Annotated in this window: 18 protein-coding genes; 13 read left to right on the top strand and 5 right to left on the bottom strand. The window is 40.8% G+C overall.

Annotated elements, in window-relative coordinates; all coding sequences use genetic code 11:
* Window position 1: 1 nt before the first annotated feature.
* The 9 genes from N8O80_RS03435 (at window position 2) to N8O80_RS03395 (ending at window position 10,403) form a co-directional block, all read left to right on the top strand.
* Window positions 2-601: a response regulator transcription factor gene (locus N8O80_RS03435; protein WP_049552297.1), complete on the top strand. Its 600-nt coding sequence runs from the start codon at window positions 2-4 to the stop codon at window positions 599-601.
* A gap of 314 nt (window positions 602-915) precedes the next feature.
* The gene (rpsL, locus tag N8O80_RS03430; RefSeq protein WP_001142332.1) at window positions 916-1,329 is read left to right on the top strand and encodes a 30S ribosomal protein S12; all 414 of its coding nucleotides are present in this window, start codon (window positions 916-918) and stop codon (window positions 1,327-1,329) included.
* 19 nt (window positions 1,330-1,348) lie between these two features.
* On the top strand, window positions 1,349-1,819 hold the full coding sequence (gene rpsG / locus N8O80_RS03425) for a 30S ribosomal protein S7 (RefSeq protein ID WP_000087873.1): 471 nt from the start codon (window positions 1,349-1,351) through the stop codon (window positions 1,817-1,819).
* A gap of 394 nt (window positions 1,820-2,213) precedes the next feature.
* A complete protein-coding gene (gene fusA, locus N8O80_RS03420; protein WP_000090350.1) occupies window positions 2,214-4,295 on the top strand; it encodes an elongation factor G in 2,082 nt (693 codons plus the stop codon).
* 324 nt (window positions 4,296-4,619) lie between these two features.
* Entirely contained in the window at window positions 4,620-6,320 is a 1,701-nt protein-coding gene (locus tag N8O80_RS03415; RefSeq protein ID WP_261026929.1) for an acetolactate synthase large subunit, read from the top strand.
* Window positions 6,313-6,789: an acetolactate synthase small subunit gene (gene ilvN, locus N8O80_RS03410; protein ID WP_001253803.1), complete on the top strand. Its 477-nt coding sequence runs from the start codon at window positions 6,313-6,315 to the stop codon at window positions 6,787-6,789. Before N8O80_RS03415 ends, ilvN begins: the two co-directional genes overlap by 8 nt.
* A gap of 168 nt (window positions 6,790-6,957) precedes the next feature.
* Window positions 6,958-7,980, top strand: a complete 1,023-nt coding sequence (ilvC, locus tag N8O80_RS03405) for a ketol-acid reductoisomerase (RefSeq protein WP_000290683.1) — start codon at window positions 6,958-6,960, stop codon at window positions 7,978-7,980.
* A 113-nt stretch (window positions 7,981-8,093) separates the two neighbouring features.
* Window positions 8,094-9,344 carry a threonine ammonia-lyase IlvA gene (ilvA, locus tag N8O80_RS03400; RefSeq protein ID WP_000952976.1) on the top strand — a complete coding sequence of 417 codons (1,251 nt, stop codon included), beginning with the start codon at window positions 8,094-8,096 and terminating at the stop codon, window positions 9,342-9,344.
* An 843-nt stretch (window positions 9,345-10,187) separates the two neighbouring features.
* Window positions 10,188-10,403 carry a capsule biosynthesis transcriptional regulator gene (locus N8O80_RS03395; protein WP_001130036.1) on the top strand — a complete coding sequence of 72 codons (216 nt, stop codon included), beginning with the start codon at window positions 10,188-10,190 and terminating at the stop codon, window positions 10,401-10,403.
* Window positions 10,404-10,493: 90 nt separating this feature from the next.
* Here the strand turns inward: N8O80_RS03395 and N8O80_RS03390 are convergent, their stop codons facing one another.
* Together N8O80_RS03390 and N8O80_RS03385 are read right to left on the bottom strand one after the other, a co-directional pair.
* A complete protein-coding gene (locus tag N8O80_RS03390; RefSeq protein WP_004262060.1) occupies window positions 10,494-11,234 on the bottom strand; it encodes an amino acid ABC transporter ATP-binding protein in 741 nt (246 codons plus the stop codon).
* Entirely contained in the window at window positions 11,234-12,799 is a 1,566-nt protein-coding gene (locus N8O80_RS03385) for an ABC transporter substrate-binding protein/permease (protein ID WP_261026927.1), read from the bottom strand. Before N8O80_RS03385 ends, N8O80_RS03390 begins: the two co-directional genes overlap by 1 nt.
* Before the next feature lie 138 nt (window positions 12,800-12,937).
* On the opposite strand from N8O80_RS03385, the gene N8O80_RS03380 reads away from it, so the two are divergent.
* Both N8O80_RS03380 and N8O80_RS03375 read left to right on the top strand, forming a co-directional pair.
* Window positions 12,938-14,827: a DUF2207 domain-containing protein gene (locus tag N8O80_RS03380; RefSeq protein WP_261026926.1), complete on the top strand. Its 1,890-nt coding sequence runs from the start codon at window positions 12,938-12,940 to the stop codon at window positions 14,825-14,827.
* A 60-nt stretch (window positions 14,828-14,887) separates the two neighbouring features.
* Complete coding sequence (locus tag N8O80_RS03375) at window positions 14,888-15,733, top strand: undecaprenyl-diphosphate phosphatase (RefSeq protein ID WP_261026925.1); 846 nt, start codon at window positions 14,888-14,890, stop codon at window positions 15,731-15,733.
* A gap of 32 nt (window positions 15,734-15,765) precedes the next feature.
* Here the strand turns inward: N8O80_RS03375 and dinB are convergent, their stop codons facing one another.
* Window positions 15,766-16,827: a DNA polymerase IV gene (gene dinB / locus N8O80_RS03370; RefSeq protein ID WP_261026924.1), complete on the bottom strand. Its 1,062-nt coding sequence runs from the start codon at window positions 16,825-16,827 to the stop codon at window positions 15,766-15,768.
* A 239-nt stretch (window positions 16,828-17,066) separates the two neighbouring features.
* Here dinB and pflB point away from each other — a divergent pair, with 239 nt between their 5' ends.
* Complete coding sequence (pflB, locus tag N8O80_RS03365) at window positions 17,067-19,391, top strand: formate C-acetyltransferase (RefSeq protein ID WP_033686339.1); 2,325 nt, start codon at window positions 17,067-17,069, stop codon at window positions 19,389-19,391.
* 469 nt (window positions 19,392-19,860) lie between these two features.
* A complete protein-coding gene (locus N8O80_RS03360) occupies window positions 19,861-21,966 on the top strand; it encodes an ATP-dependent Clp protease ATP-binding subunit (RefSeq protein ID WP_261026923.1) in 2,106 nt (701 codons plus the stop codon).
* Window positions 21,967-22,026: 60 nt separating this feature from the next.
* Here the strand turns inward: N8O80_RS03360 and N8O80_RS03355 are convergent, their stop codons facing one another.
* On the bottom strand, window positions 22,027-22,509 hold the full coding sequence (locus tag N8O80_RS03355; RefSeq protein WP_000032547.1) for an S-ribosylhomocysteine lyase: 483 nt from the start codon (window positions 22,507-22,509) through the stop codon (window positions 22,027-22,029).
* Window positions 22,510-22,603: 94 nt separating this feature from the next.
* Window positions 22,604-24,088, bottom strand: a complete 1,485-nt coding sequence (locus N8O80_RS03350; protein ID WP_261026922.1) for a DUF1846 domain-containing protein — start codon at window positions 24,086-24,088, stop codon at window positions 22,604-22,606.
* Window positions 24,089-24,179 lie beyond the last annotated feature (91 nt).

Raw genomic sequence — 24,179 nt, 5'->3', positions numbered from 1 at the left:
GATGAAACTACTTGTTGCAGAAGATCAAAGTATGTTGCGAGATGCCATGTGCCAGTTGCTCATGCTTCAACAGGATGTGGAGATCGTCTTGCAGGCGAAAAATGGAGCTGAAGCTATCGAGGCATTGGAGAAAGAAGCAGTAGACATTGCCATCCTTGACGTCGAAATGCCAGTAAAGACGGGACTAGAAGCGCTCGAGTGGATCAAACAAGAAGTGCCTGAAACCAAGGTTGTTATCGTTACGACCTTTAAACGCCCAGGCTATTTTGAACGAGCGGTTAAAGCAGGAGTCGATGCTTATGTCTTGAAGGAGCGGAGCATCGCCGAGCTCATGCAAACCCTGCATACGGTGCTAGAGGGACGCAAGGAGTATTCTCCAGAGTTGATGGAAGTGGTGATGACACATCCCAATCCGTTGACAGAACAAGAAATCGCAGTTTTAAAGGGAATTGCTCAGGGCTTCTCTAACCAGGAAATCGCAGACAAACTTTATCTATCCAACGGAACAGTCCGAAACTATGTCACCAATATTCTTTCGAAACTAGATGCAGGTAATCGAACAGAGGCAGCTAATATAGCGAAAGAATCTGGTTGGTTGTGATATTATTCTATCTCGAAAACCATTATGTGCTAAAATTGATGGGATTGAATGGAACAATACTAACTTTAGGAGGGTGGGATTCCTCCTTTTTCTTTTTTGGGGGAGCACTATAAAAGAGCTAAAATTAACAATAAAAAAGAAAAAAATCTTGACAACCAAAGGAAAAATTTGTTACAATAATAGACGGTACTTTTTACTTTTGGTCTCTCAAGAGTGTACAGGGACGTGCTGACAAATGTTGCAAAAGTACACACAGATGATAGCTGTCACCAAGTGTATCATCACCAAAAATAAAAAAACACAGGAGAATGTAGATGCCTACAATTAACCAATTGGTTCGCAAACCGCGTAAATCAAAAGTAGAAAAATCTAAATCACCAGCTTTGAACGTTGGTTACAACAGTCATAAAAAAGTTCAAACAAACGTTTCTTCACCACAAAAACGTGGTGTTGCAACTCGTGTTGGAACAATGACACCTAAAAAACCTAACTCAGCCCTTCGTAAATTCGCTCGTGTACGTTTGAGCAACCTTATCGAAGTTACTGCCTACATCCCAGGTATCGGACACAACTTGCAAGAGCACAGCGTGGTTCTTCTTCGTGGTGGACGTGTAAAAGACCTTCCAGGGGTACGTTACCATATCGTCCGTGGTGCACTTGATACTGCAGGTGTTAACGATCGTAAACAAGGCCGTTCTAAATACGGTACTAAACGTCCAAAAGCATAAGGAAAGGGGATAAAGATAAATGAGTCGTAAAAATAGAGCTCCAAAACGTGACGTATTGCCAGATCCGCTTTACAATTCACAACTAGTTACTCGTCTTATCAACCGCGTTATGCTTGATGGTAAACGTGGTACAGCTGCTTCAATCGTTTACGGTGCCTTTGAACAAATCAAAGAAGCTACTGGAAACGATGCACTTGAAGTATTTGAAACAGCTATGGAAAACATCATGCCTGTACTTGAAGTACGTGCACGTCGTGTTGGTGGTTCTAACTACCAAGTCCCAGTTGAAGTTCGTCCAGAACGTCGTACAACACTTGGACTTCGTTGGTTGGTAACAATCGCTCGTCTTCGTGGTGAACACACGATGCAAGATCGTCTTGCAAAAGAAATCTTGGATGCTGCTAACAACACTGGTGCAGCTGTTAAGAAACGTGAAGACACTCACCGTATGGCTGAAGCTAACCGTGCATTCGCACACTTCCGTTGGTAAGATAGGATGCGAAAGCGTTAAGAAAGTCCCAGGGAAAATAGGGAATCAAAGCAGGTTGCGATTGCAACCAATGAGATTCATCTTTTTCTCCAGACTTTTAGCTTGAGCTCAACTATATCATGATGCTAGGAACGGTAAGGATGCAAGGTGAAAATAGGAAACTGACGCAGTATTCGATGAATACAAGGAAGTTTATCTTTTTCACACAGCATCCCGTTCCAGCTCAAATCGGCTAACTAACTTTAGCCCGAGTTCAATTCAACTTGTAAATCTACAAGTTGAAACCAACAATAGCATGAAAACATTGAGAACGGGTAGGTCCTGCCTATCCGTTTTTATTAAAATCGTGTTATAATAGAATAGAAATCAAAAATAAATAGGAGAAACAAACCTCATGGCACGCGAATTTTCACTTGAAAAAACTCGTAATATCGGTATCATGGCTCACGTCGATGCTGGTAAAACAACAACTACTGAGCGTATTCTTTACTACACTGGTAAAATCCACAAAATCGGTGAAACTCACGAAGGTGCGTCACAAATGGACTGGATGGAGCAAGAGCAAGAGCGTGGTATCACTATCACATCTGCTGCGACAACAGCTCAATGGAACAACCACCGCGTAAACATCATCGACACACCAGGACACGTGGACTTCACAATCGAAGTACAACGTTCTCTTCGTGTATTGGATGGTGCGGTTACCGTTCTTGATTCACAATCAGGTGTTGAGCCTCAAACTGAAACAGTTTGGCGTCAAGCAACTGAGTATGGAGTTCCACGTATCGTATTTGCCAACAAAATGGACAAAATCGGTGCTGACTTCCTTTACTCTGTAAGCACACTTCACGATCGTCTTCAAGCAAACGCGCACCCAATCCAATTGCCAATCGGTTCTGAAGATGACTTCCGTGGTATCATCGACTTGATTAAGATGAAAGCTGAAATCTATACTAACGACCTTGGTACAGATATCCTTGAAGAAGATATTCCAGCTGAATACCTTGACCAAGCTCAAGAATACCGTGAAAAATTGATTGAAGCAGTTGCTGAAACTGACGAAGAATTGATGATGAAATACCTCGAAGGTGAAGAAATCACTAACGAAGAATTGAAAGCTGGTATCCGTAAAGCGACTATCAACGTTGAATTCTTCCCAGTATTGTGTGGTTCTGCCTTCAAGAACAAAGGTGTTCAATTGATGCTTGATGCGGTTATTGACTACCTTCCAAGCCCACTTGACATCCCAGCAATCAAAGGTGTTAACCCAGATACAGATGAAGAAGAAACTCGTCCAGCATCTGACGAAGAGCCATTTGCAGCTCTTGCCTTCAAGATCATGACTGACCCATTCGTAGGTCGTTTGACATTCTTCCGTGTTTACTCAGGTGTTCTTCAATCAGGTTCTTATGTATTGAACACTTCTAAAGGTAAACGTGAACGTATCGGACGTATCCTTCAAATGCACGCTAACAGCCGTCAAGAAATTGACACTGTTTACTCAGGTGATATCGCTGCTGCCGTTGGTTTGAAAGATACTACAACTGGTGACTCATTGACAGATGAAAAAGCTAAAATCATCCTTGAGTCAATCAACGTTCCAGAACCAGTTATCCAATTGATGGTTGAGCCAAAATCTAAAGCTGACCAAGACAAGATGGGTATCGCCCTTCAAAAATTGGCTGAAGAAGATCCAACATTCCGCGTTGAAACAAACGTTGAAACTGGTGAAACAGTTATCTCTGGTATGGGTGAGCTTCACCTTGACGTCCTTGTTGACCGTATGCGTCGTGAGTTCAAAGTTGAAGCGAACGTAGGTGCTCCTCAAGTATCTTACCGTGAAACATTCCGAGCTTCTACTCAAGCACGTGGATTCTTCAAACGTCAATCTGGTGGTAAAGGTCAATTCGGTGATGTATGGATTGAATTTACTCCAAACGAAGAAGGTAAAGGATTCGAATTCGAAAACGCAATCGTCGGTGGTGTGGTTCCTCGTGAATTTATCCCAGCGGTTGAAAAAGGTTTGGTAGAATCTATGGCTAACGGTGTTCTTGCAGGTTACCCAATGGTTGACGTTAAAGCTAAGCTTTACGATGGTTCATACCACGATGTCGACTCATCTGAAACTGCCTTCAAGATCGCGGCTTCACTTGCTCTTAAAGAAGCTGCTAAATCAGCACAACCAGCTATCCTTGAGCCAATGATGCTTGTAACAATCACTGTTCCAGAAGAAAACCTTGGTGATGTTATGGGTCACGTAACTGCTCGTCGTGGACGTGTAGATGGTATGGAAGCACACGGTAACAGCCAAATCGTTCGTGCTTACGTTCCACTTGCTGAAATGTTCGGTTACGCAACAGTTCTTCGTTCTGCATCTCAAGGACGTGGTACATTCATGATGGTATTTGACCACTACGAAGATGTACCTAAGTCAGTACAAGAAGAAATCATTAAGAAAAACAAAGGTGAAGACTAATCAGTCATCATTCTAGAAGGAAGTCACTTAGTGGCTTCCTTTTTTTGGATTGTTACGATAAATTTTATAAATTCTGTAAATGTGCACTCAAAAAACTTTATCTAAAAATGAGTTGAAATAATTTGCGAAGGACATTCATAATATAAATGGAAATAACTTGAAAAAGAATATAAATTACCTTTTAAAACTTATAAAAACAATAATAATATTCATAAATAAACGTTAAAATAGAAAATTCAGAAAATTTCTTCTTTTCTCTTGAAAAATTTTGAAAAAATGGTATGATAGTAACAAGTTATTTTTAAGAGAAGAGAAAGGGGAACAATGGAGAAAATCAGTTTAGAATCTCCTAAGACGGGGTCGGACTTAGTTTTGGAAACACTTCGTGATTTAGGAATTGATACCATCTTTGGTTATCCTGGTGGTGCAGTCTTGCCTTTTTATGATGCGATATATAATTTTAAAGGCATTCGCCACATTCTAGGACGCCATGAGCAAGGTTGTCTGCATGAAGCTGAAGGTTATGCCAAATCAACTGGAAAGTTGGGTGTTGCCGTCGTCACTAGCGGACCAGGAGCAACAAATGCCATTACAGGGATTGCGGATGCCATGAGCGATAGTGTTCCCCTTTTGGTCTTTACAGGTCAGGTTGCGCGAGCAGGGATTGGGAAGGATGCTTTTCAAGAGGCAGACATTGTGGGAATTACCATGCCAATCACTAAGTACAATTACCAAGTTCGTGAGACAGCTGATATTCCGCGTATCATTACGGAAGCTGTTCATATCGCAACTACAGGTCGACCAGGGCCAGTTGTAATTGACCTACCTAAAGATGTATCTGCTTTAGAAACCGACTTCATCTATTCACCAGAAGTGAACCTGCCAAGCTATCAGCCAACTCTTGAGCCAAATGATATGCAAATCAAGAAAATCTTGAAGCAATTATCCAAGGCTAAAAAGCCAGTCTTGCTAGCTGGTGGTGGAATTAGTTATGCTGAAGCTGCTGCGGAATTAAATGAATTTGTAGAGCGCTATCAAATTCCAGTGGTAACCAGTCTTTTGGGACAAGGAACGATTGCAACGAGTCATCCACTCTTCCTTGGAATGGGAGGCATGCACGGGTCATTCGCAGCTAATATTGCCATGACGGAAGCGGACTTTATGATTAGTATTGGTTGTCGTTTCGATGACCGCTTGACGGGGAATCCTAAGACCTTCGCTAAGAATGCTAAGGTTGCCCACATTGATATTGACCCAGCCGAGATTGGCAAGATTATCAGTGCAGATATTCCTGTAGTTGGAGATGCTAAGAAAGCCTTGCAAATGTTGCTGGCGGAGCCGACAGTTCATAACAATACTGAAAAATGGATTGAAAAAGTCACTAAAGACAAGAACCGCGTTCGTTCTTATGATAAGAAAGAGCGTGTGGTTCAGCCGCAAGCTGTTATTGAACGCATCGGTGAGTTGACGAATGGTGATGCCATTGTGGTAACAGACGTTGGTCAACACCAAATGTGGACAGCTCAGTATTATCCCTACCAAAATGAACGTCAGTTAGTGACTTCAGGTGGTTTGGGAACGATGGGATTTGGAATTCCAGCAGCAATCGGTGCTAAAATTGCTAACCCAGATAAGGAAGTAGTCTTGTTTGTTGGGGATGGTGGTTTCCAAATGACTAACCAGGAATTGGCTATTTTGAACATTTACAAGGTACCAATCAAGGTAGTTATGCTGAACAACCACTCACTTGGAATGGTCCGCCAGTGGCAAGAATCCTTCTATGAAGGTAGAACATCTGAGTCTGTCTTTGATACCCTTCCTGATTTCCAACTGATGGCACAGGCTTACGGCATTAAAAACTATAAGTTTGACAATCCTGAGACCTTGGCTCAAGACCTTGAAGTCATCACTGAGGATGTTCCTATGCTAATCGAGGTAGATATTTCTCGTAAGGAGCAGGTGTTGCCAATGGTGCCAGCTGGTAAGAGTAATCATGAGATGTTGGGGGTGAAGTTCCATGCGTAGAATGTTAACAGCAAAACTACAAAATCGTTCAGGAGTCCTCAATCGCTTTACCGGTGTCCTGTCTCGCCGTCAGGTTAATATCGAAAGCATTTCTGTTGGAGCAACAGAAGATCCGAATGTATCGCGTATCACCATTATTATTGATGTGGCTTCTCATGATGAAGTGGAACAAATCATTAAGCAACTTAATCGTCAGATTGATGTGATTCGCATTCGAGATATTACAGACAAGCCTCATTTGGAGCGCGAGGTGATTTTGGTTAAGATGTCAGCACCAGCTGAGAAGCGAGCTGAGATTCTAGCCATTATTCAACCTTTCCGTGCAACAGTGGTAGACGTAGCGCCAAGCTCGATTACCATTCAAATGACAGGAAATGCTGAAAAGAGTGAAGCTCTATTGCGAGTCATTCGACCATACGGTATTCGCAATATTGCTCGAACTGGTGCAACTGGATTTACCCGCGATTAATACTCTTCGAAAATCTCTTCAAATCACGTCAGCTTTGCCTTGCCGTACTCAAGTACAGCCTGCGGCTAGCTTCCTAATTTGCTCTTTGATTTTCATTGAGTATAAAAATATTTTAAATTTGTTAAACCAGCCTAAAAGGCAATAAATAATAGAAAAGAGAGAAAAACTATGGCAGTTCAAATGGAATATGAAAAAGATGTTAAAGTAGCAGCACTTGACGGTAAAAAAATCGCCGTTATTGGTTATGGTTCGCAAGGACATGCGCATGCTCAAAACTTGCGTGATTCAGGTCGCGATGTCATCATCGGTGTACGTCCAGGTAAATCTTTTGACAAAGCAAAAGAAGATGGATTTGACACTTACACAGTAGCAGAAGCTACTAAATTGGCTGACGTTATCATGATTTTGGCACCAGACGAAATCCAACAAGAATTGTACGAAGCAGAAATCGCTCCAAACTTGGAAGCTGGAAATGCAGTTGGATTTGCTCATGGTTTCAATATCCACTTTGAGTTTATCAAAGTTCCTGCGGATGTAGATGTCTTTATGTGTGCTCCTAAAGGACCAGGACACTTGGTGCGTCGTACTTATGAAGAAGGATTTGGTGTTCCAGCTCTTTATGCAGTATACCAAGATGCAACAGGAAATGCGAAAAACATTGCTATGGACTGGTGTAAAGGTGTTGGAGCAGCCCGTGTAGGTCTTCTTGAAACAACTTACAAAGAAGAAACTGAAGAAGATTTGTTTGGTGAACAAGCTGTACTTTGTGGTGGTTTGACTGCCCTTATCGAAGCAGGTTTCGAAGTCTTGACAGAAGCAGGTTACGCTCCAGAATTGGCTTACTTTGAAGTTCTTCACGAAATGAAATTGATCGTTGACTTGATCTACGAAGGTGGATTCAAGAAAATGCGTCAATCTATTTCAAATACTGCTGAGTACGGTGACTATGTATCAGGTCCACGTGTGATTACTGAGCAAGTTAAAGAAAATATGAAAGCTGTCTTGGCAGACATCCAAAATGGTAAATTTGCAAATGACTTTGTAAATGACTATAAAGCTGGACGTCCAAAATTGACTGCTTACCGTGAACAAGCAGCTAACCTTGAAATTGAAAAAGTTGGTGCAGAATTGCGTAAAGCAATGCCATTTGTTGGTAAAAATGACGATGATGCATTCAAAATCTATAACTAATTGATAGAAATTAAGGTGAAGGCGAGTTGGGGGACTAACTCGCTTTTATAATCAATTCCTTTCTCTTTTAAGAGGATGAATTGTGATAGTATGAAATAGTCTAGGAGAAAAAGATGTTAAGTTCAAAAGATATCATCAAGGCTCATAAGGTCTTGAATGGTGTGGTCGTTAATACACCGCTTGATTATGACCATTATTTATCGGAGAAGTATGGTGCTAAGATTTATTTGAAAAAGGAAAATGCTCAACGTGTTCGCTCTTTTAAAATTCGTGGTGCCTATTATGCCATTTCCCAGCTCAGCAAGGAAGAACGTGAGCGTGGGGTAGTCTGCGCTTCTGCGGGGAATCATGCGCAGGGAGTTGCCTATACTTGTAATGAGATGAAAATTCCTGCTACTATTTTTATGCCCATTACTACTCCGCAACAAAAGATTGGTCAAGTTCGCTTTTTTGGTGGGGATTTTGTAACCATTAAACTAGTTGGGGATACCTTTGATGCTTCAGCCAAAGCAGCTCAAGAATTTACAGTCTCTGAAAATCGTACCTTTATTGATCCTTTTGATGATGCCCATGTTCAAGCTGGTCAAGGGACAGTTGCTTATGAGATTTTAGAAGAAGCTCGAAAAGAATCGATTGATTTTGATGCTGTCTTGGTTCCTGTTGGAGGTGGTGGTCTCATTGCTGGGGTTTCTACCTATATCAAGGAAACAAGTCCAGAAATTGAAGTCATCGGAGTAGAGGCTAATGGGGCACGTTCCATGAAAGCTGCCTTTGAAGCTGGTGGGCCTGTCAAACTCAAAGAAATTGACAAATTTGCGGATGGGATTGCTGTACAAAAGGTAGGACAGTTGACCTATGAGGCGACTCGTCAACATGTTCAAACCTTGGTAGGTGTCGATGAGGGATTGATTTCTGAAACCTTGATTGACCTCTACTCTAAGCAAGGGATTGTTGCAGAACCTGCTGGAGCGGCTAGTATAGCCTCTTTAGAGGTTTTAGCTGAATATATCAAGGGGAAAACTATTTGTTGTATCATTTCTGGAGGAAATAATGATATCAACCGTATGCCAGAAATGGAAGAACGTGCCTTGATTTATGATGGGATCAAGCATTACTTTGTGGTTAATTTTCCACAGCGTCCAGGGGCCTTACGTGAGTTTGTAAATGATATCTTGGGGCCAAATGATGATATCACACGTTTTGAGTATATCAAACGAGCTAGCAAGGGGACAGGACCAGTATTGATTGGGATTGCCTTGGCAGATAAGCATGATTATGCAGGTTTGATTCGTCGAATGGAAGGGTTTGATCCATCTTATATTAACTTAAATGGTAATGAAACGCTCTATAATATGCTTGTCTGAGGACTAATAAAAAAATATCATATTATTTGCACAATAGATGTATAGGTGCTATAATGAAGGTGAAGAAAGGGGGCGATTCCTATGGACTTAGGAAATCGATTACGCTATTTCTATCACAAGTCATTATAGTACCTATTATTTTTTGATTCGGTTTATAGTAAGGTAGTAAAATTACTTGTTATATATAAGGAGTATTTTTAGAATACACCATTTTATATATGTCTAATCTAAAAATTGGCTAAATATAATAGGAATTAGAAGAAATAATCAATACTAATGAGAAGCCTTATACTGAGTTAACTGAGAAGAGTGATAAGATACTAAGAAGATAAAAACAGTGGAAAATATTGGAAGATAGGATACTATTGTTTCCTAACTACTCATCTTTTTATAGGTTTGAAGAAATAAAAAGGAATATTGATAAAGTAAATAAATAGTACCAGTTGAGCAGGTGAAAAGTGCTTATAAAGGCAGGAAGAATATCAAAGAAGGAGAAGAGAAATAATAGTTGGTAATAGTGTGGATTTAGATGCGTCTGCTATTGGAAATTTTGATTTTAAGTGGATAAATAGAATAAAGTTGAATATAAGACCTGTCTAAACTATCCCGAACTGGTAGTTGCAAATCATGAATATTTTTACAAATAAAAGAGTTAATAATACAATTATTTTAAAGGTGTTTACTAATGGTTTATAGTAAGTGAAAACCTATATATTATCGGCTTTAATAAGATAGTAATAGAAAAATAAATCATTAATTTTATTGAATATATGTTTTTTTATTGACAAAAGTCATAAAAACGTATACAATTAAATATCGTAAAGAAGAAAATAGGAGAAGGACATGGCTAAGTCAAACTTTGAAAAAGTAGAATCAGTTGTTGGCTGGGTTCGTGATAAGAAAATCACAGGCTACCGTATCTCTAAAGAAACGAATGCGCGTGAAATGTCTATCATTGCTCTAGCGCAGGGTCGTGCAAAAGTAAAAAATATTTCATTTGAAACAGCTCTAGGTTTAATTGATTTCTATGAAAAAAATCATGAAAAATTTGAAGATTAATCTTTGGATAATGGCGGATTCTTGAAAAGGGTCTGCCTTTTCATTTTGAGGACAACAAAAAGACTGCACGATTGATGCAGCCTTTTCTTTTTATTTGAGATAACGTTGAAGAAATTCTTTTGTACGTTCTTCTTTAGGATTGGTGAAGAGATCTTCTGGTTTGCCTTCTTCAGCAATAACACCCTTATCCATAAAGATAACACGGTGAGAGACATCACGGGCGAATTCCATCTCGTGGGTTACGACAATCATAGTCAAGCCTTCCTGAGCTAGATCTTGCATGATTTTGAGGACTTCTCCAACCATTTCTGGATCGAGAGCTGATGTTGGTTCATCAAAGAGAATAGCATCAGGATTCATAGAGAGGGCGCGTGCAATAGCCACACGTTGTTTTTGACCACCTGAGAGTTGTTTTGGTTTGGCTTGCCAGTAGCGTTCTCCCATGCCGACTTTTTCCAAGTTTTCTTTGGCAATCTTTTCAGCTTCTGTACGTTCACGTTTAAGGACAGTTGTCTGAGCGACGATTGTGTTTTCAAGGACGTTGAGATTTTCAAAGAGGTTAAAGGATTGGAAAACCATCCCTAACTTTTCACGGTATTGCGTGAGGTCATAGCCTTTTTCGAGGACGTTTTGTCCATGATAAAGGATTTGTCCATCAGTTGGTGTTTCAAGTAGGTTAATAGAGCGTAGGAAGGTCGATTTCCCGCTTCCAGAGCTTCCGATGATAGAGATAACCTCTCCCTTGTGGACAGTGAGTGAAATGTCTTTTAACACTTCGTTTTGTCCATAGGATTTTTTGAGGTGTTTAATTTCAAGGATTGCTTGTGTCATTATTTCAAATCCTCCGTTTGCATTTGGTTAGCACCTGTAGTATAGGTATCCATGTCCATACGGCGTTCGATGAAGCGTAGGATACGTGTTACGGTGAAGGTGAGGACAAAGTAAATCACGGCGATGATTGTAAATGTCTGGAAGTATTGATAGGTTTGAGTTGCCACGGTATTTCCTGAGAAATAAAGTTCGACAACAGAGATAACGTTCAATACAGATGTATCTTTGATATTGATGACAAATTCATTCCCAGTTGCTGGTAGGATGTTACGGACTACCTGAGGGAGGACAATCTTACGCATGGTCTGGTTATGGGTCATACCAAGAGCAGTCGCAGCTTCAAATTGTCCCTTGTCAACTGCTAGGATACCACCACGGACGATTTCAGTCATGTAGGCACCAGTATTAATCGAAACGATGAAGATAGCAGCCAGTGTGCGGTCAAGGTTGATACCGAAAGCTTGGGCAGTTCCATAGTAGATAACCATCGATTGAACAATCATTGGTGTACCACGGAAAATTTCAATGTAGACATTGAGGATCCAGCCGACTAGTTTTTGTAAGCCATAAATGGCTTTATTCTCAGAGAGAGGAGCAGTACGGAAGACACCAATGGCAAGTCCAATAATGAGACCTGTGATGGTTCCGATGATAGAGATTAAAAGAGTGATACCAGCACCACGCAAGAGTTGTTGCCAGTTTTCAGAAAGAATTTTAGCGACTTGGCTAAAGAAACTACTGCTAGTCTCTTCAGTTGTTGTAGCTTCGGCAGGTTGTTCCTTGATCATACGATCCATCAAGGCAACTTGGTCGTCTTTTGAAATGGTTTCAATGCTGGCATTGATTTGGCTAATACGATTGTCATCTTTACGAAGTCCAATGGCGATAGCTGTATCTTCTTCCCCAGTTTTGAAACCTGGTTCTACTTGGATCATCTTGAACTTAGAGTTAGCAGCTTCAGCAGTCAGAGCTTCTGGGCGTTCAGAGACATAGGCGTCGATGACACCAGCTTCAAGAGCTTGGCGCATTTGAGCGAAGTCTCCCATGGCTGTTTCTTTTTTAGCACCTGGGATTTGTGCAATCAAGTCGTAAAGGTAAACACCTTGTTGAGAAGTGATTTTCGCACCATTAAAGTCATCCAAAGATTTAGCACTTGCGTAGGCAGAATCTTTTTTGACAAGCAAAACTGGTTCGCTAGTGTAGTAACTGCTTGAAAAGGCAATTTCTTGTTTGCGCTCGGCAGTTGGACTCATACCTGCGATAATCATGTCAATCTTACCGGAAGTAAGGGCAGGGACTAGACCTTCCCACTTTGTTTTAACAACCAAAGGTTCTTTACCTAAGTCCTTAGCGATTTTCTTGGCAATTTGGACATCGTATCCATTGGCGTACTGGTTGGTTCCATCGATTTTGACAGCTCCGTTGCTATCATCATCCTGGGTCCAGTTAAAGGGAGCATATGCTGCTTCCATTCCGATGCGTAAATATTCATCAGCTTGAGCAACATTGACAAGTCCCAGCATCAGCAAGAGACTTGTGAAAATAGATAAGTATATTTTTCTCATGATTTCTCCTATTTCTAATCTATTAAAAAATAACTGTCTCCTATTTTATCGAAAAAAACTCTATTTTTCAATATAGGTAAGCCCTTACTTGAGAAAAAATGATATAATGATAGCAAAGATAAAAAGGGGGCTTAGTTGATGAAAAAAACTTTTTTCTTACTGGTGTTAGGCTTGTTTTGCCTTCTGCCACTCTCTGTTTTTGCCATTGATTTCAAGATAAATTCCTACCAAGGTGATTTGTATATTCATGCAGATAATACGGCGGAATTTAGACAGAAGATAGTTTATCAGTTTGAGGAGGACTTTAAGGGCCAAATCGTGGGACTTGGACGTGCTGGCAAGATGCCTAGTGGATTTGACATTGATCCTCATCCAAAGGTTCAGGCTGCGAAAAACGGTGCTGAACTGACAGATGTTACTAGCGAAGTGATAGAAGGAGCAGATGGTTATACTGTTAAAGTTTATAATCCAGGTCAAGATGGCGACACAGTTGAAGTTGACCTTGTCTGGAACTTAAAGAATCTGCTTTTTCTATATGATGACATCGCTGAATTAAATTGGCAACCTTTAACAGATAGTTCAGGGAATATTGGAAAGTTTGAATTTCATGTAAGGGGAGACAAGGGGGCTGAAAAACTCTTTTTCCATACAGGGAAACTTTTTAGAGAGGGAACGATTGAAAAGAGTAACCTTGATTATACTATCCGTTTAGACAATCTTCCGCCTAAGCGTGGAGTTGAATTGCATGCCTACTGGCCTCGAACTGATTTTGCTAGCGCTAGGGATCAGGGATTGAAAGGAAATCGTTTAGAAGAATTTAATAAGATAGAAGACTCGGTTTTTAAAGAAAAAGAGCAAAGTAAACAACTCGTTACCTGGGTCTTCCCTTTGATACTTTCTATCTCCTTGTTATTAAGTGTCTGTTTCTATTTTATTTATAGAAGAAAGACCACTCCTTCTGTCAAATATGCCAAAAATCATCGTATCTATGAACCACCAATGGAATTAGAGCCTATGGTTTTATCAGAGGCTGTCTACTCGACCTCCTTGGAGGAAGTGAGTCCTCTAACAAAAGGAGCAGGTAAATTTACCTTTGACCAACTTATTCAAGCTACCTTGCTAGATGTGATAGACCGTGGGAATGTCTCTATCATTTCAGAAGGAGATGCAGTTGGTTTGAGGCTAGTAAAAGAAGATGGTTTGTCAAGCTTTGAGAAAGACTGTCTAAATCTGGCCTTTTCAGGCAAAAAAGAAGAAACTCTATCCAATTTGTTTGCGGATTACAAGGTATCTGAGAGCCTTTATCGCGGAGCCAAAGCTGCTGATGAAAAACGGATTCAAGCAAGGGGGCATATGCTCAAATCTTCTTTCGAAGAAGTATTAAAAGAGATGCAAGAAGGAGTGAGAAATCGAGTTACCTTCTGGGGACTCCCAGATTACTATCGTCCTTTAACTGGTTTGGAAAAGGCCTTGCAAGTAGGTATGGGTGTCTTGACTATCTTGCCCCTATTTATCGGATTTGGTTTGTTCTTGTACAGTTTGGATGTTCATGCTTATTTATACCTCCCTTTGCCAATACTTGGTTTTCTAGGTTTAGTTTTGGCTGTTTTCTATTATTGGAAGCTTCGGCTAGATAATCGTGATGGTGTCCTGAATGAAGCAGGGGCAGAAGTCTACTATCTCTGGTCCAGTTTTGAAAATATGTTGCGTGAGATTGCACGATTGGATCAGGCTGAATTGGAAAGTATTGTGGTCTGGAATCGCCTCTTGGTCTATGCGACCTTATTTGGCTATGCAGACAAGGTCAGTCATTTGATGAAGGTTCATCATATTCAAGTGGGAAATCCAGATATCAATCTCTATGTAGATTATGGCTGGCACGGTATGTTTTATCATTCAAGCGCGCAAATGAGCCATTATGCCAGCATCGCAAACACAGCAAGTACCTATTCCGTATCTTCTGGAAATGGAAGTTCTGGCGGTGGCTTCTCCGGAGGTGGAGGCGGTGGCAGTATCGGTGCCTTTTAAAGAGAACTGTCACAGACTTAAAAAATATGCTATAATGGAAGATAGAAAAAGGAGTAATCTATGTATCTTATTGAAATTTTAAAATCTATCTTCTTCGGTATTGTTGAAGGAATTACGGAATGGCTGCCTATTTCAAGTACAGGTCACTTGATTTTAGCAGAGGAATTTATCCAATACCAAAATCAAAATGAAGTCTTTATGTCCATGTTTAATGTCGTGATTCAGCTTGGTGCGATTTTAGCGGTTATGGTCATTTACTTTAACAAGCTCAATCCTTTCAAACCGACTAAGGACAAGCAGGAAGTTCGTAAGACTTGGAGACTGTGGTTGAAGGTCTTGGTTGCCACTTTACCTTTGCTTGCCGTCTTTAAATTTGATGATTGGTTTGATACTCACTTCCATAATATGGTTTCAGTTGCTCTTATGTTGATTATTTATGGGATTGCCTTTATCTATTTGGAAAAGCGCAATAAAGCGCGTGCTATCGAGCCAAGTGTGACAGAGTTGGACAAGCTTCCTTATACGACAGCCTTCTATATCGGTCTTTTCCAAGTTCTTGCCCTTTTACCAGGAACTAGTCGTTCTGGGGCAACGATTGTCGGTGGTTTGTTGAATGGAACTAGTCGTTCTGTTGTGACAGAATTTACCTTCTATCTTGGAATTCCTGTTATGTTTGGAGCCAGTGCCTTAAAGATTTTCAAATTTATAAAAGCAGGACAGCTCTTGAACTTTGGGCAATTGTTCTTGCTCTTGGTTGCGATGGGAGTAGCTTTTGCAGTCAGCATGGTGGCTATTCGTTTCTTGACTAGCTATGTGAAAAAACACGACTTTACCCTTTTCGGTAAATACCGCATCGTGCTTGGTAGTGTTTTGCTACTTTACAGTTTTGTCCGTTTATTTGTATAAGAAAAACCTTGAAGGGGCAGCTCTTCAAGGTTTTAAAATCCAGTCACGGTAATCCCCAGCAGGCGGACACCTCTTTCTTTCTCGATTAACTCTTCATAGAGTTGCAGGGCTATTTGGCTTATCTGACTAGCATCCTGTGTTTTTTGAGCAAGACTTTTTCGTTTAGTAAGAGTTGAAAAGTCCTCGTAGCGGATTTTCAAAATGACAATTTTTCCAGCTTTTTCTTGTTGACTGAGATTGAGAGCGACTCTTTCTGATAGAAGAGTCAGCTCTTTTTTGATATCTTCCTCGGCACGGAGAATCTTCCCGTAGGTTTTCTCTTTCCCGATTGATTTACGGATATGATTGGATTTGACGGGGGAATTGTGAATACCACGAGCCTTTCGATACAGGTCATAGCCCAGTCTGCCAAAGCGGTCTATTAGGGTTACCTCAGGGACTTCAAGTAGGTCAGCGCCAGTAAAAACACCCATTTGATGAAGTCTTTCCACTGTCTTTTTTCCTACTCCATGAAATTTGGAAATATCCATTTGTTTGAGAAAATCCTCAGCCTGGTCAGGTAGAATCACTGTCAGACCATGTGGTTTTTGATAATCGCTCGCCATTTTAGCTAAGAATTTGTTGTAAGAAACGCCAGCAGAAGCAGTTAGATGGAGTTCTTGCCAAATATCTTTTTGAATGAGGCGAGCGATTTTGACCGCTGATTTGATACCGAGTTTATTTTCTGTTACATCCAAATAGGCTTCGTCAATGCTCATAGGTTCTATTAAATCTGTATAGCGCTTAAAAATAGCTCGAATTTGGAGTCCCACAGCTTTATATTTTTCATAATTTCCTGAGATGAAGACGGCCTGGGGGCAACGTTCGTAGGCTTCTTTAGAACTCATGGCTGAATGGACACCAAAAGCTCGCGCCTCATAGCTACAAGTGGAAACGACACCACGCCCACCTGTTTGCCGAGGGTCGCTTCCGATAATGACAGGTTTTCCTCTAAGTTTAGGATTATCTCTGATTTCTACCGCAGCAAAAAAGGCATCCATGTCAATATGGATGATCTTTCTTGACAAATCATTTAACAAAGGAAAAATCAACATGCCTGGCCCCCCTTTTTACAGCTTATTTTATTTTATTATACCCTTTTTTCTGAAAAAAAGAAAAAAGGACTTTATTTTTTCAAAAATATAATACAGTTTGGGGCAAAATATAGACTGTTTTAGAAAAGAAAGTGTAAAAACAGGGATTTTTCGCTTGTTGAAATCGGTTACTGTGTGGTATACTTGTCTCATGAATGTAACAGATGGTTGTTACTAGAAAGAAAAAAGAGGACATTAACATGGTTGTTAAGACAGTTGTTGAAGCACAAGATATTTTTGACAAAGCTTGGGAAGGCTTCAAAGGCGTAGATTGGAAAGAAAAAGCAAGTGTATCACGCTTCGTACAAGCTAACTACACACCTTACGATGGAGACGAAAGCTTCCTTGCAGGACCAACAGAACGTTCACTTCACATCAAAAAAATTGTAGAAGAAACTAAGGCTCACTACGAAGAAACTCGTTTCCCAATGGACACTCGTCCAACATCTATTGCTGACATTCCAGCAGGATTTATCGATAAAGAAAACGAAGTTATCTTCGGTATCCAAAACGATGAACTCTTCAAATTGAACTTCATGCCAAAAGGTGGTATCCGTATGGCTGAAACTACTTTGAAAGAAAATGGATACGAACCAGACCCAGCTGTTCACGAAATCTTCACTAAATACGTAACAACAGTTAACGACGGTATCTTCCGTGCTTACACTTCAAACATTCGTCGCGCTCGTCACGCTCACACTGTAACTGGTCTTCCAGATGCATACTCACGCGGACGTATCATCGGTGTTTACGCACGTCTTGCTCTTTACGGTGCAGACTACTTGATGCAAGAAAAAGTAAACGACTGGAATGCAATCGAAGAAATCGATGAAGAAACAATCCGTCTTCGTGAAGAAATCAACCTTCAATACCAAGCATTGCAACAAGTTGTTCGCTTGGGTGACCTTTACGGAGTTGATGTTCGCAAACCAGCTATGAACGTTAAAGAAGCTATTCAATGGGTTAACATCGCCTTCATGTCTGTCTGCCGTGTTATCAACGGTGCTGCTACATCTCTAGGACGTGTACCAATCGTTTTGGACATCTTTGCAGAACGTGACCTTGCTCGTGGTACATTTACTGAATCAGAAATCCAAGAATTCGTTGATGATTTCGTTATGAAACTTCGTACAGTTAAATTTGCTCGTACAAAAGCTTACGACCAATTGTACTCAGGTGACCCAACTTTCATCACAACTTCTATGGCTGGTATGGGTAACGACGGTCGTCACCGTGTTACTAAGATGGACTACCGTTTCTTGAATACTCTTGACAACATCGGTAACTCTCCAGAACCAAACTTGACAGTTCTTTGGACTGATAAATTGCCATACAACTTCCGTCGCTACTGTATGCACATGAGCCACAAACACTCTTCTATCCAATACGAAGGTGTAACAACAATGGCTAAAGACGGATATGGTGAAATGAGCTGTATCTCATGCTGTGTCTCTCCACTTGACCCAGAAAATGAAGAACAACGCCACAACATCCAGTACTTCGGTGCGCGTGTAAACGTATTGAAAGCCCTTCTTACTGGTTTGAACGGTGGTTACGACGATGTTCACAAAGACTACAAAGTATTTGACATCGAACCAATCCGTGACGAAGTTCTTGAATTTGAATCAGTTAAAGCTAACTTTGAAAAATCTCTTGACTGGTTGACTGACACTTACGTAGATGCTTTGAACATCATCCACTACATGACTGATAAGTACAACTACGAAGCTGTTCAAATGGCCTTCTTGCCAACTAAACAACGCGCTAACATGGGATTCGGTATCTGTGGATTTGCTAACACTGTTGACACATTGTCAGCTATCAAATACGCTACAGTTAAACCAATCCGTGATGAAAATGGCTACATCTACGATTACGAAACAATCGGTGAATACCCACGTTGGGGTGAAGATGACCCACGTTCAAACGAATTGGCAGAATGGTTGATCGAAGCTTACACAACTCGTCTACGTAGCCACAAACTTTATAAAGACGCTGAAGCTACAGTATCACTTTTGACAATCACATCTAACGTTGCTTACTCTAAACAAACTGGTAACTCACCAGTCCACAAAGGTGTATACCTCAACGAAGATGGTTCTGTGAACTTGTCTAAACTTGAATTCTTCTCACCAGGTGCTAACCCATCTAATAAAGCTAAAGGTGGGTGGTTGCAAAACTTGAACTCACTTTCTAGCCTTGACTTTAGTTATGCAGCTGATGGTATCTCATTGACTACTCAAGTTTCACCTCGCGCTCTTGGTAAGACTCGTGACGAACAAGTTGATAACTTGGTAACAATTCTTGATGGTTACTTCGAAAACGGTGGACAACACGTTAACTTGAATGTTATGGACTTGAACGATGTTTACGAAAAAATCATGTCAGGTGAAGACGTTATCGTACGTATCTCTGGATACTGTGTAAACACTAAATACCTCACTCCAGAGCAAAAAACTGAATTGACACAACGTGTATTCCACGAAGTTCTTTCAATGGATGATGCCTTGGATGCATTGAATTAAGATTATATAAAATAATACAAAGAAGGACTAGTTAAAAGCTAGTTCTTCTTTTTGTAAAATTTATTGGTCAATTAAAGTCAAATCTCTTGACCTTTTCTGACTAATGTAGTATATTATGAACGTAAGGTAAATGAAAGCCTTACTAGAACACTTATGCTCAATGAAAATCAACGAGCAAACTAGGAAGCTAGACGCAGGTTGCTCAAAACACTGTTTTGAGATTGCAGATAGAGCTGACGTGGTTTGAAGAGATTTTCGAAGAGTATTATTTAAAGTAAAATAGAAAGAGGTGTGTCTATGTTTAATCTAGAAATCTTCAGAAATAAAGATAGTCTACTCCTGCTTGAAAAAGAAAAACCAGAAATAGTACGTAGAGTAGCGATTTAGCTAGTCTAAATTTTTTAAAATAAAAGTCAAAGATAGTCAATATCAGTAATAATAACTAAGTAAATAAAAAGAGGTAAAGAATATGAACAACAACTTTAATAATTTTAACAACATGGATGATTTGTTTAACCAATTGATGGGTGGTATGCGAGGATACAGTTCTGAAAATCGCCGTTACTTGATTAATGGACGTGAAGTCACACCTGAGGAATTTGCTCACTATCGTGCAACTGGTCAATTGCCAGGAAATGCAGAAGCTGATGGACAAATGAAACAACAGGCTTCAGGTATGAAACAAGATGGTGTCCTTGCTAAACTGGGTCGAAACTTGACAGCAGAAGCACGTGAGGGTAAGCTGGATCCTGTTATCGGACGAAATAAGGAAATTCAAGAAACATCTGAAATCCTTTCACGCCGTACCAAGAACAATCCTGTTTTAGTCGGAGACGCAGGTGTTGGTAAGACAGCAGTTGTCGAAGGCTTAGCACAAGCTATTGTGAATGGTGATGTTCCAGCTGCTATTAAGAATAAGGAAATTATTTCCATTGATATTTCTAGACTTGAAGCTGGTACTCAATACCGCGGTAGTTTTGAAGAAAACGTTCAAAACTTAGTCAATGAAGTGAAAGAAGCGGGAAATATCATTCTCTTCTTTGATGAAATTCACCAAATACTTGGTGCTGGATCTACTGGAGGTGACAGTGGTTCTAAGGGACTTGCGGATATTCTTAAGCCAGCCCTATCTCGTGGGGAATTGACCGTTATTGGGGCAACGACTCAAGACGAATACCGTAACACCATCTTGAAGAATGCGGCTCTTGCTCGTCGTTTCAATGAAGTCAAAGTCAATGCTCCTTCAGCAGAGGATACATATAAAATCCTTCAAGGAATTCGTGATCTCTATCAACAACATCACAATGTCATCTTGCCAGACGAAGTCTTGAAAGCAGCGGTAGATTATTCAGTCCAATACATTCCTCAACGTAGCTTGCCAGATAAGGCTATCGACCTTGTCGATGTTACGGCGGCTCACTTGGCAGCTCAGCATCCAGTAACAGATGTTCATGCTGTTGAACGTGAAATTGAGGCAGAAAAAGACAAGCAAGAAAAAGCAGTTGAGGCAGAAGATTTTGAAGCAGCTCTAAACTATAAAACACGCATTGCAGAATTGGAAAAGAAAATCGAAAACCATACAGAAGATATGAAAGTGACTGCAAGTGTCAACGATGTGGCTGAATCTGTAGAACGAATGACGGGTATCCCAGTATCACAAATGGGAGCGTCAGATATCGAACGTTTGAAAGATATGGCTCATCGCTTGCAAGATAAGGTAATCGGTCAAGATAAGGCGGTAGAAGCAGTAGCTCGTGCTATCCGTCGTAACCGTGCTGGTTTTGATGAAGGCAATCGCCCAATCGGAAGCTTCCTCTTTGTAGGACCAACTGGCGTTGGTAAGACAGAGCTTGCTAAGCAATTGGCGCTAGATATGTTTGGAACCAAGGATGCGATCATTCGTTTGGATATGTCTGAATACAGTGACCGCACAGCCGTTTCTAAGCTAATTGGTACAACAGCAGGATATGTGGGTTATGATGACAATAGCAATACCTTAACAGAACGTGTTCGTCGCAATCCATACTCTATCATTCTCTTGGATGAAATTGAAAAGGCTGATCCTCAAGTCATTACCCTTCTCCTCCAAGTCTTGGATGATGGTCGTTTGACTGATGGTCAAGGAAATACCGTTAACTTTAAAAACACAGTCATTATCGCAACATCAAATGCTGGTTTTGGCTATGAAGCCAACTTGACAGAAGATGCGGACAAACCAGAATTGATGGATCGTTTGAAACCATTCTTCCGCCCAGAATTCCTTAACCGCTTTAATGCAGTTATCGAGTTCTCGCACTTGACCAAGGAAGACCTTTCTAAGATTGTGGACTTGATGTTAGCTGAAGTTAACCAAACTTTGGCTAAGAAAGACATTGATTTGGTAGTCAGTCAAGCAGCTAAGGACTATATCACAGAAGAAGGTTATGACGAAGTCATGGGTGTTCGTCCGCTCCGTCGCGTGGTTGAACAAGAAATTCGTGATAAGGTGACAGACTTCCATTTGGATCACCTAGATGCCAAACACCTAGAAGCAGATATGGAAGATGGCGGTTTGGTTATTCGTGAAAAAGCCTAAGACAAAATTTTGAGGATAAAAAAGAAGGAGCCAGCTGAAAAACTGGTTCCTTTTTTGTGTTTAAATCACATGACGCTCAAAGGCATCATCTGAAATCCCTTGTTCAAGGATGAGTTTCGCCCATTCTTTAGCAGAGAAGAGGCTGTGGTCCTTATAGTTTCCGCAAGATTCGATGGTTGTTCCAGGAACATCTTCCCAAGTAGTGGTTTCAGCGATTTCCTTAAGCGAATCCTTGATAACAGCTGCAATTTCGGCGCTGGTATGGCGCCCCCACATAATCATGTGGAAGCCTGTGCGGCAACCAAATGGTGAACAGTCAATCATGCCGTCGATGCGGGTACGGATGAGCTTGGCTAAGAGGTGCTCGATAGTGTGAAGGCCAGCAGTAGGGATAGAGTCTTCATTGGGTTGCACTAAACGAATATCATAATTGGAGATGATGTCTCCCTTTGGCCCTGTTTCTTCCCCAATCAAGCGAACATAGGGTGCTTTAACTATGGTGTGGTCAAGTTCAAAACTTTCAACAATAACTTCTTTTGACATGGTAAATCCTTTCAGTTTTTTCCTATCATTATAACATAAAGCTGGCTCCTGGGACAGAGAGAAAACCTCTCCGAGAGTGGAGAGGTTGAAATCTTTATTTACGATACAAGCGGTCGTATTGGTAGTAAGGGTCAAAGGTTACATTGATACCCAGTTTACGAAGGACATTCTTGTCTTCATCTGTCAAGATGATGGTTGAGTGGGCTTCGCTTCCTTTGAGGTTGCCAAGTTCTTCCATAGCACGAGCAGCATCAGGATTTTCCGTAGCTGTGATAGCAAGTGCAATCAGGATTTCATTTGAATGAAGGCGTGGATTGCGGCTACCCAGATGATCGATCTTAAGACCTTGGATTGGCTTAACAACTTCAGGTTCGATTAGTTTTACTTCTTTAGCAATGTCAGCTGATTTCTTGATGGCGTTGATAAGAGCAGCGGCTGTAGGACCAAAGAGTTCTGAGTTCTTACCAGTGACAATTTCCCCAGTTGGCAATTCAAGGGCTAGGGCTGGTCCGCCAGTTTCTTCAGCTTTTTGGCGTGCAGCAACCGCAACCTTACGGTCTGCTGGTGTGATGCCGAGGTCATTCATAAGCAACTCGATTTTCTTGACAGCTGCTTCGCCAACTTTTTCGGCTTTAAAATCAAGAACAGTTTGATAGTAGCGGCGGATGATTTCTTGTTTAGAAGCTTCGACAGCAGCTTCATCATCTGTAATAGCGAAACCAACCATGTTGACACCCATATCTGTCGGAGAAGCGTATGGAGATTTACCAAGGATACGTTCTAACATGCGCTTGAGCACTGGGAAAATCTCGATATCACGGTTGTAGTTGACAGTGGTTTCTCCGTAGGTTTGGAGATGGAAGGGGTCAATCATGTTGACATCATCAAGGTCAGCTGTGGCAGCCTCGTAGGCCAAATTGACTGGGTGATGAAGGGGAAGATTCCAAACTGGAAAGGTTTCAAATTTAGCGTAACCAGACTTGATACCATTGATTTGGTCGTGGTACATATTGGACATACAGGTTGCCAATTTTCCAGAACCAGGTCCAGGAGCAGTTACGACAATCAAGTTACGACTGGTTTTGATGTAGTCGTTTTTCCCCATTCCTTCTGGAGAAATGATGTGGTCCATATCCGTCGGATATCCTTTGATTGGATAGTGAAGATAAGAATCAATTCCGTTTTTCTCAAGTTGGTTGCGGAAGGCATCTGCAGCTAGTTGGCCAGCGTACTGTGTAATGACCACTGAGCCGACAAAAATTCCCAGCTCATTGAATTTATCAATCAAACGAAGAACTTCTTGGTCATAAGAAATGCCCAAGTCACCACGTGCTTTGGAATGCTCGATATTGCTAGCATTAATAGCAATCACAACCTCAACCTGCTCTTTCAATTCTTGCAAGAGCTTGATTTTGTTGTCAGGCTCATAACCTGGAAGAACACGAGCAGCGTGGAAATCTTCTAACATTTTGCCACCAAACTCCAAGTAGAGCTTGCCGTCAAATTGGTTAATGCGCTCCAAAATGTGGTCGCGCTGTAGATTCAAATATTGTTCAGAACTAAAAGCTTGTTTTTTCATTTTTTTACCTCTGACCTCTATTATAATAAAAAATTGGCAGTTAGGAAACTATGGAGTTAAAAAAGGAATCAAAAAGATTAGGCAAACGCTT

The organism is Streptococcus mitis, assembly GCF_946190155.1.
Classification (GTDB): Bacteria; Bacillota; Bacilli; order Lactobacillales; family Streptococcaceae; genus Streptococcus; species Streptococcus mitis_CL.
This window is presented reverse-complemented; position numbering and strand designations above follow the sequence as displayed.

Bases quoted from the DNA above. Each gene is read 5' to 3' on its own strand.
- N8O80_RS03435 (WP_049552297.1), top strand. From the start codon at position 2: ATGAAACTACTTGTTGCAGAAGATCAAAGTATGTTGCGAGATGCCATG.
- rpsL (WP_001142332.1), top strand. From the start codon at position 916: ATGCCTACAATTAACCAATTGGTTCGCAAACCGCGTAAATCAAAAGTA.
- rpsG (WP_000087873.1), top strand. From the start codon at position 1,349: ATGAGTCGTAAAAATAGAGCTCCAAAACGTGACGTATTGCCAGATCCG.
- fusA (WP_000090350.1), top strand. From the start codon at position 2,214: ATGGCACGCGAATTTTCACTTGAAAAAACTCGTAATATCGGTATCATG.
- N8O80_RS03415 (WP_261026929.1), top strand. From the start codon at position 4,620: ATGGAGAAAATCAGTTTAGAATCTCCTAAGACGGGGTCGGACTTAGTT.
- ilvN (WP_001253803.1), top strand. From the start codon at position 6,313: ATGCGTAGAATGTTAACAGCAAAACTACAAAATCGTTCAGGAGTCCTC.
- ilvC (WP_000290683.1), top strand. From the start codon at position 6,958: ATGGCAGTTCAAATGGAATATGAAAAAGATGTTAAAGTAGCAGCACTT.
- ilvA (WP_000952976.1), top strand. From the start codon at position 8,094: ATGTTAAGTTCAAAAGATATCATCAAGGCTCATAAGGTCTTGAATGGT.
- N8O80_RS03395 (WP_001130036.1), top strand. From the start codon at position 10,188: ATGGCTAAGTCAAACTTTGAAAAAGTAGAATCAGTTGTTGGCTGGGTT.
- N8O80_RS03390 (WP_004262060.1), bottom strand. From the start codon at position 11,234: ATGACACAAGCAATCCTTGAAATTAAACACCTCAAAAAATCCTATGGA.
- N8O80_RS03385 (WP_261026927.1), bottom strand. From the start codon at position 12,799: ATGAGAAAAATATACTTATCTATTTTCACAAGTCTCTTGCTGATGCTG.
- N8O80_RS03380 (WP_261026926.1), top strand. From the start codon at position 12,938: ATGAAAAAAACTTTTTTCTTACTGGTGTTAGGCTTGTTTTGCCTTCTG.
- N8O80_RS03375 (WP_261026925.1), top strand. From the start codon at position 14,888: ATGTATCTTATTGAAATTTTAAAATCTATCTTCTTCGGTATTGTTGAA.
- dinB (WP_261026924.1), bottom strand. From the start codon at position 16,827: ATGTTGATTTTTCCTTTGTTAAATGATTTGTCAAGAAAGATCATCCAT.
- pflB (WP_033686339.1), top strand. From the start codon at position 17,067: ATGGTTGTTAAGACAGTTGTTGAAGCACAAGATATTTTTGACAAAGCT.
- N8O80_RS03360 (WP_261026923.1), top strand. From the start codon at position 19,861: ATGAACAACAACTTTAATAATTTTAACAACATGGATGATTTGTTTAAC.
- N8O80_RS03355 (WP_000032547.1), bottom strand. From the start codon at position 22,509: ATGTCAAAAGAAGTTATTGTTGAAAGTTTTGAACTTGACCACACCATA.
- N8O80_RS03350 (WP_261026922.1), bottom strand. From the start codon at position 24,088: ATGAAAAAACAAGCTTTTAGTTCTGAACAATATTTGAATCTACAGCGC.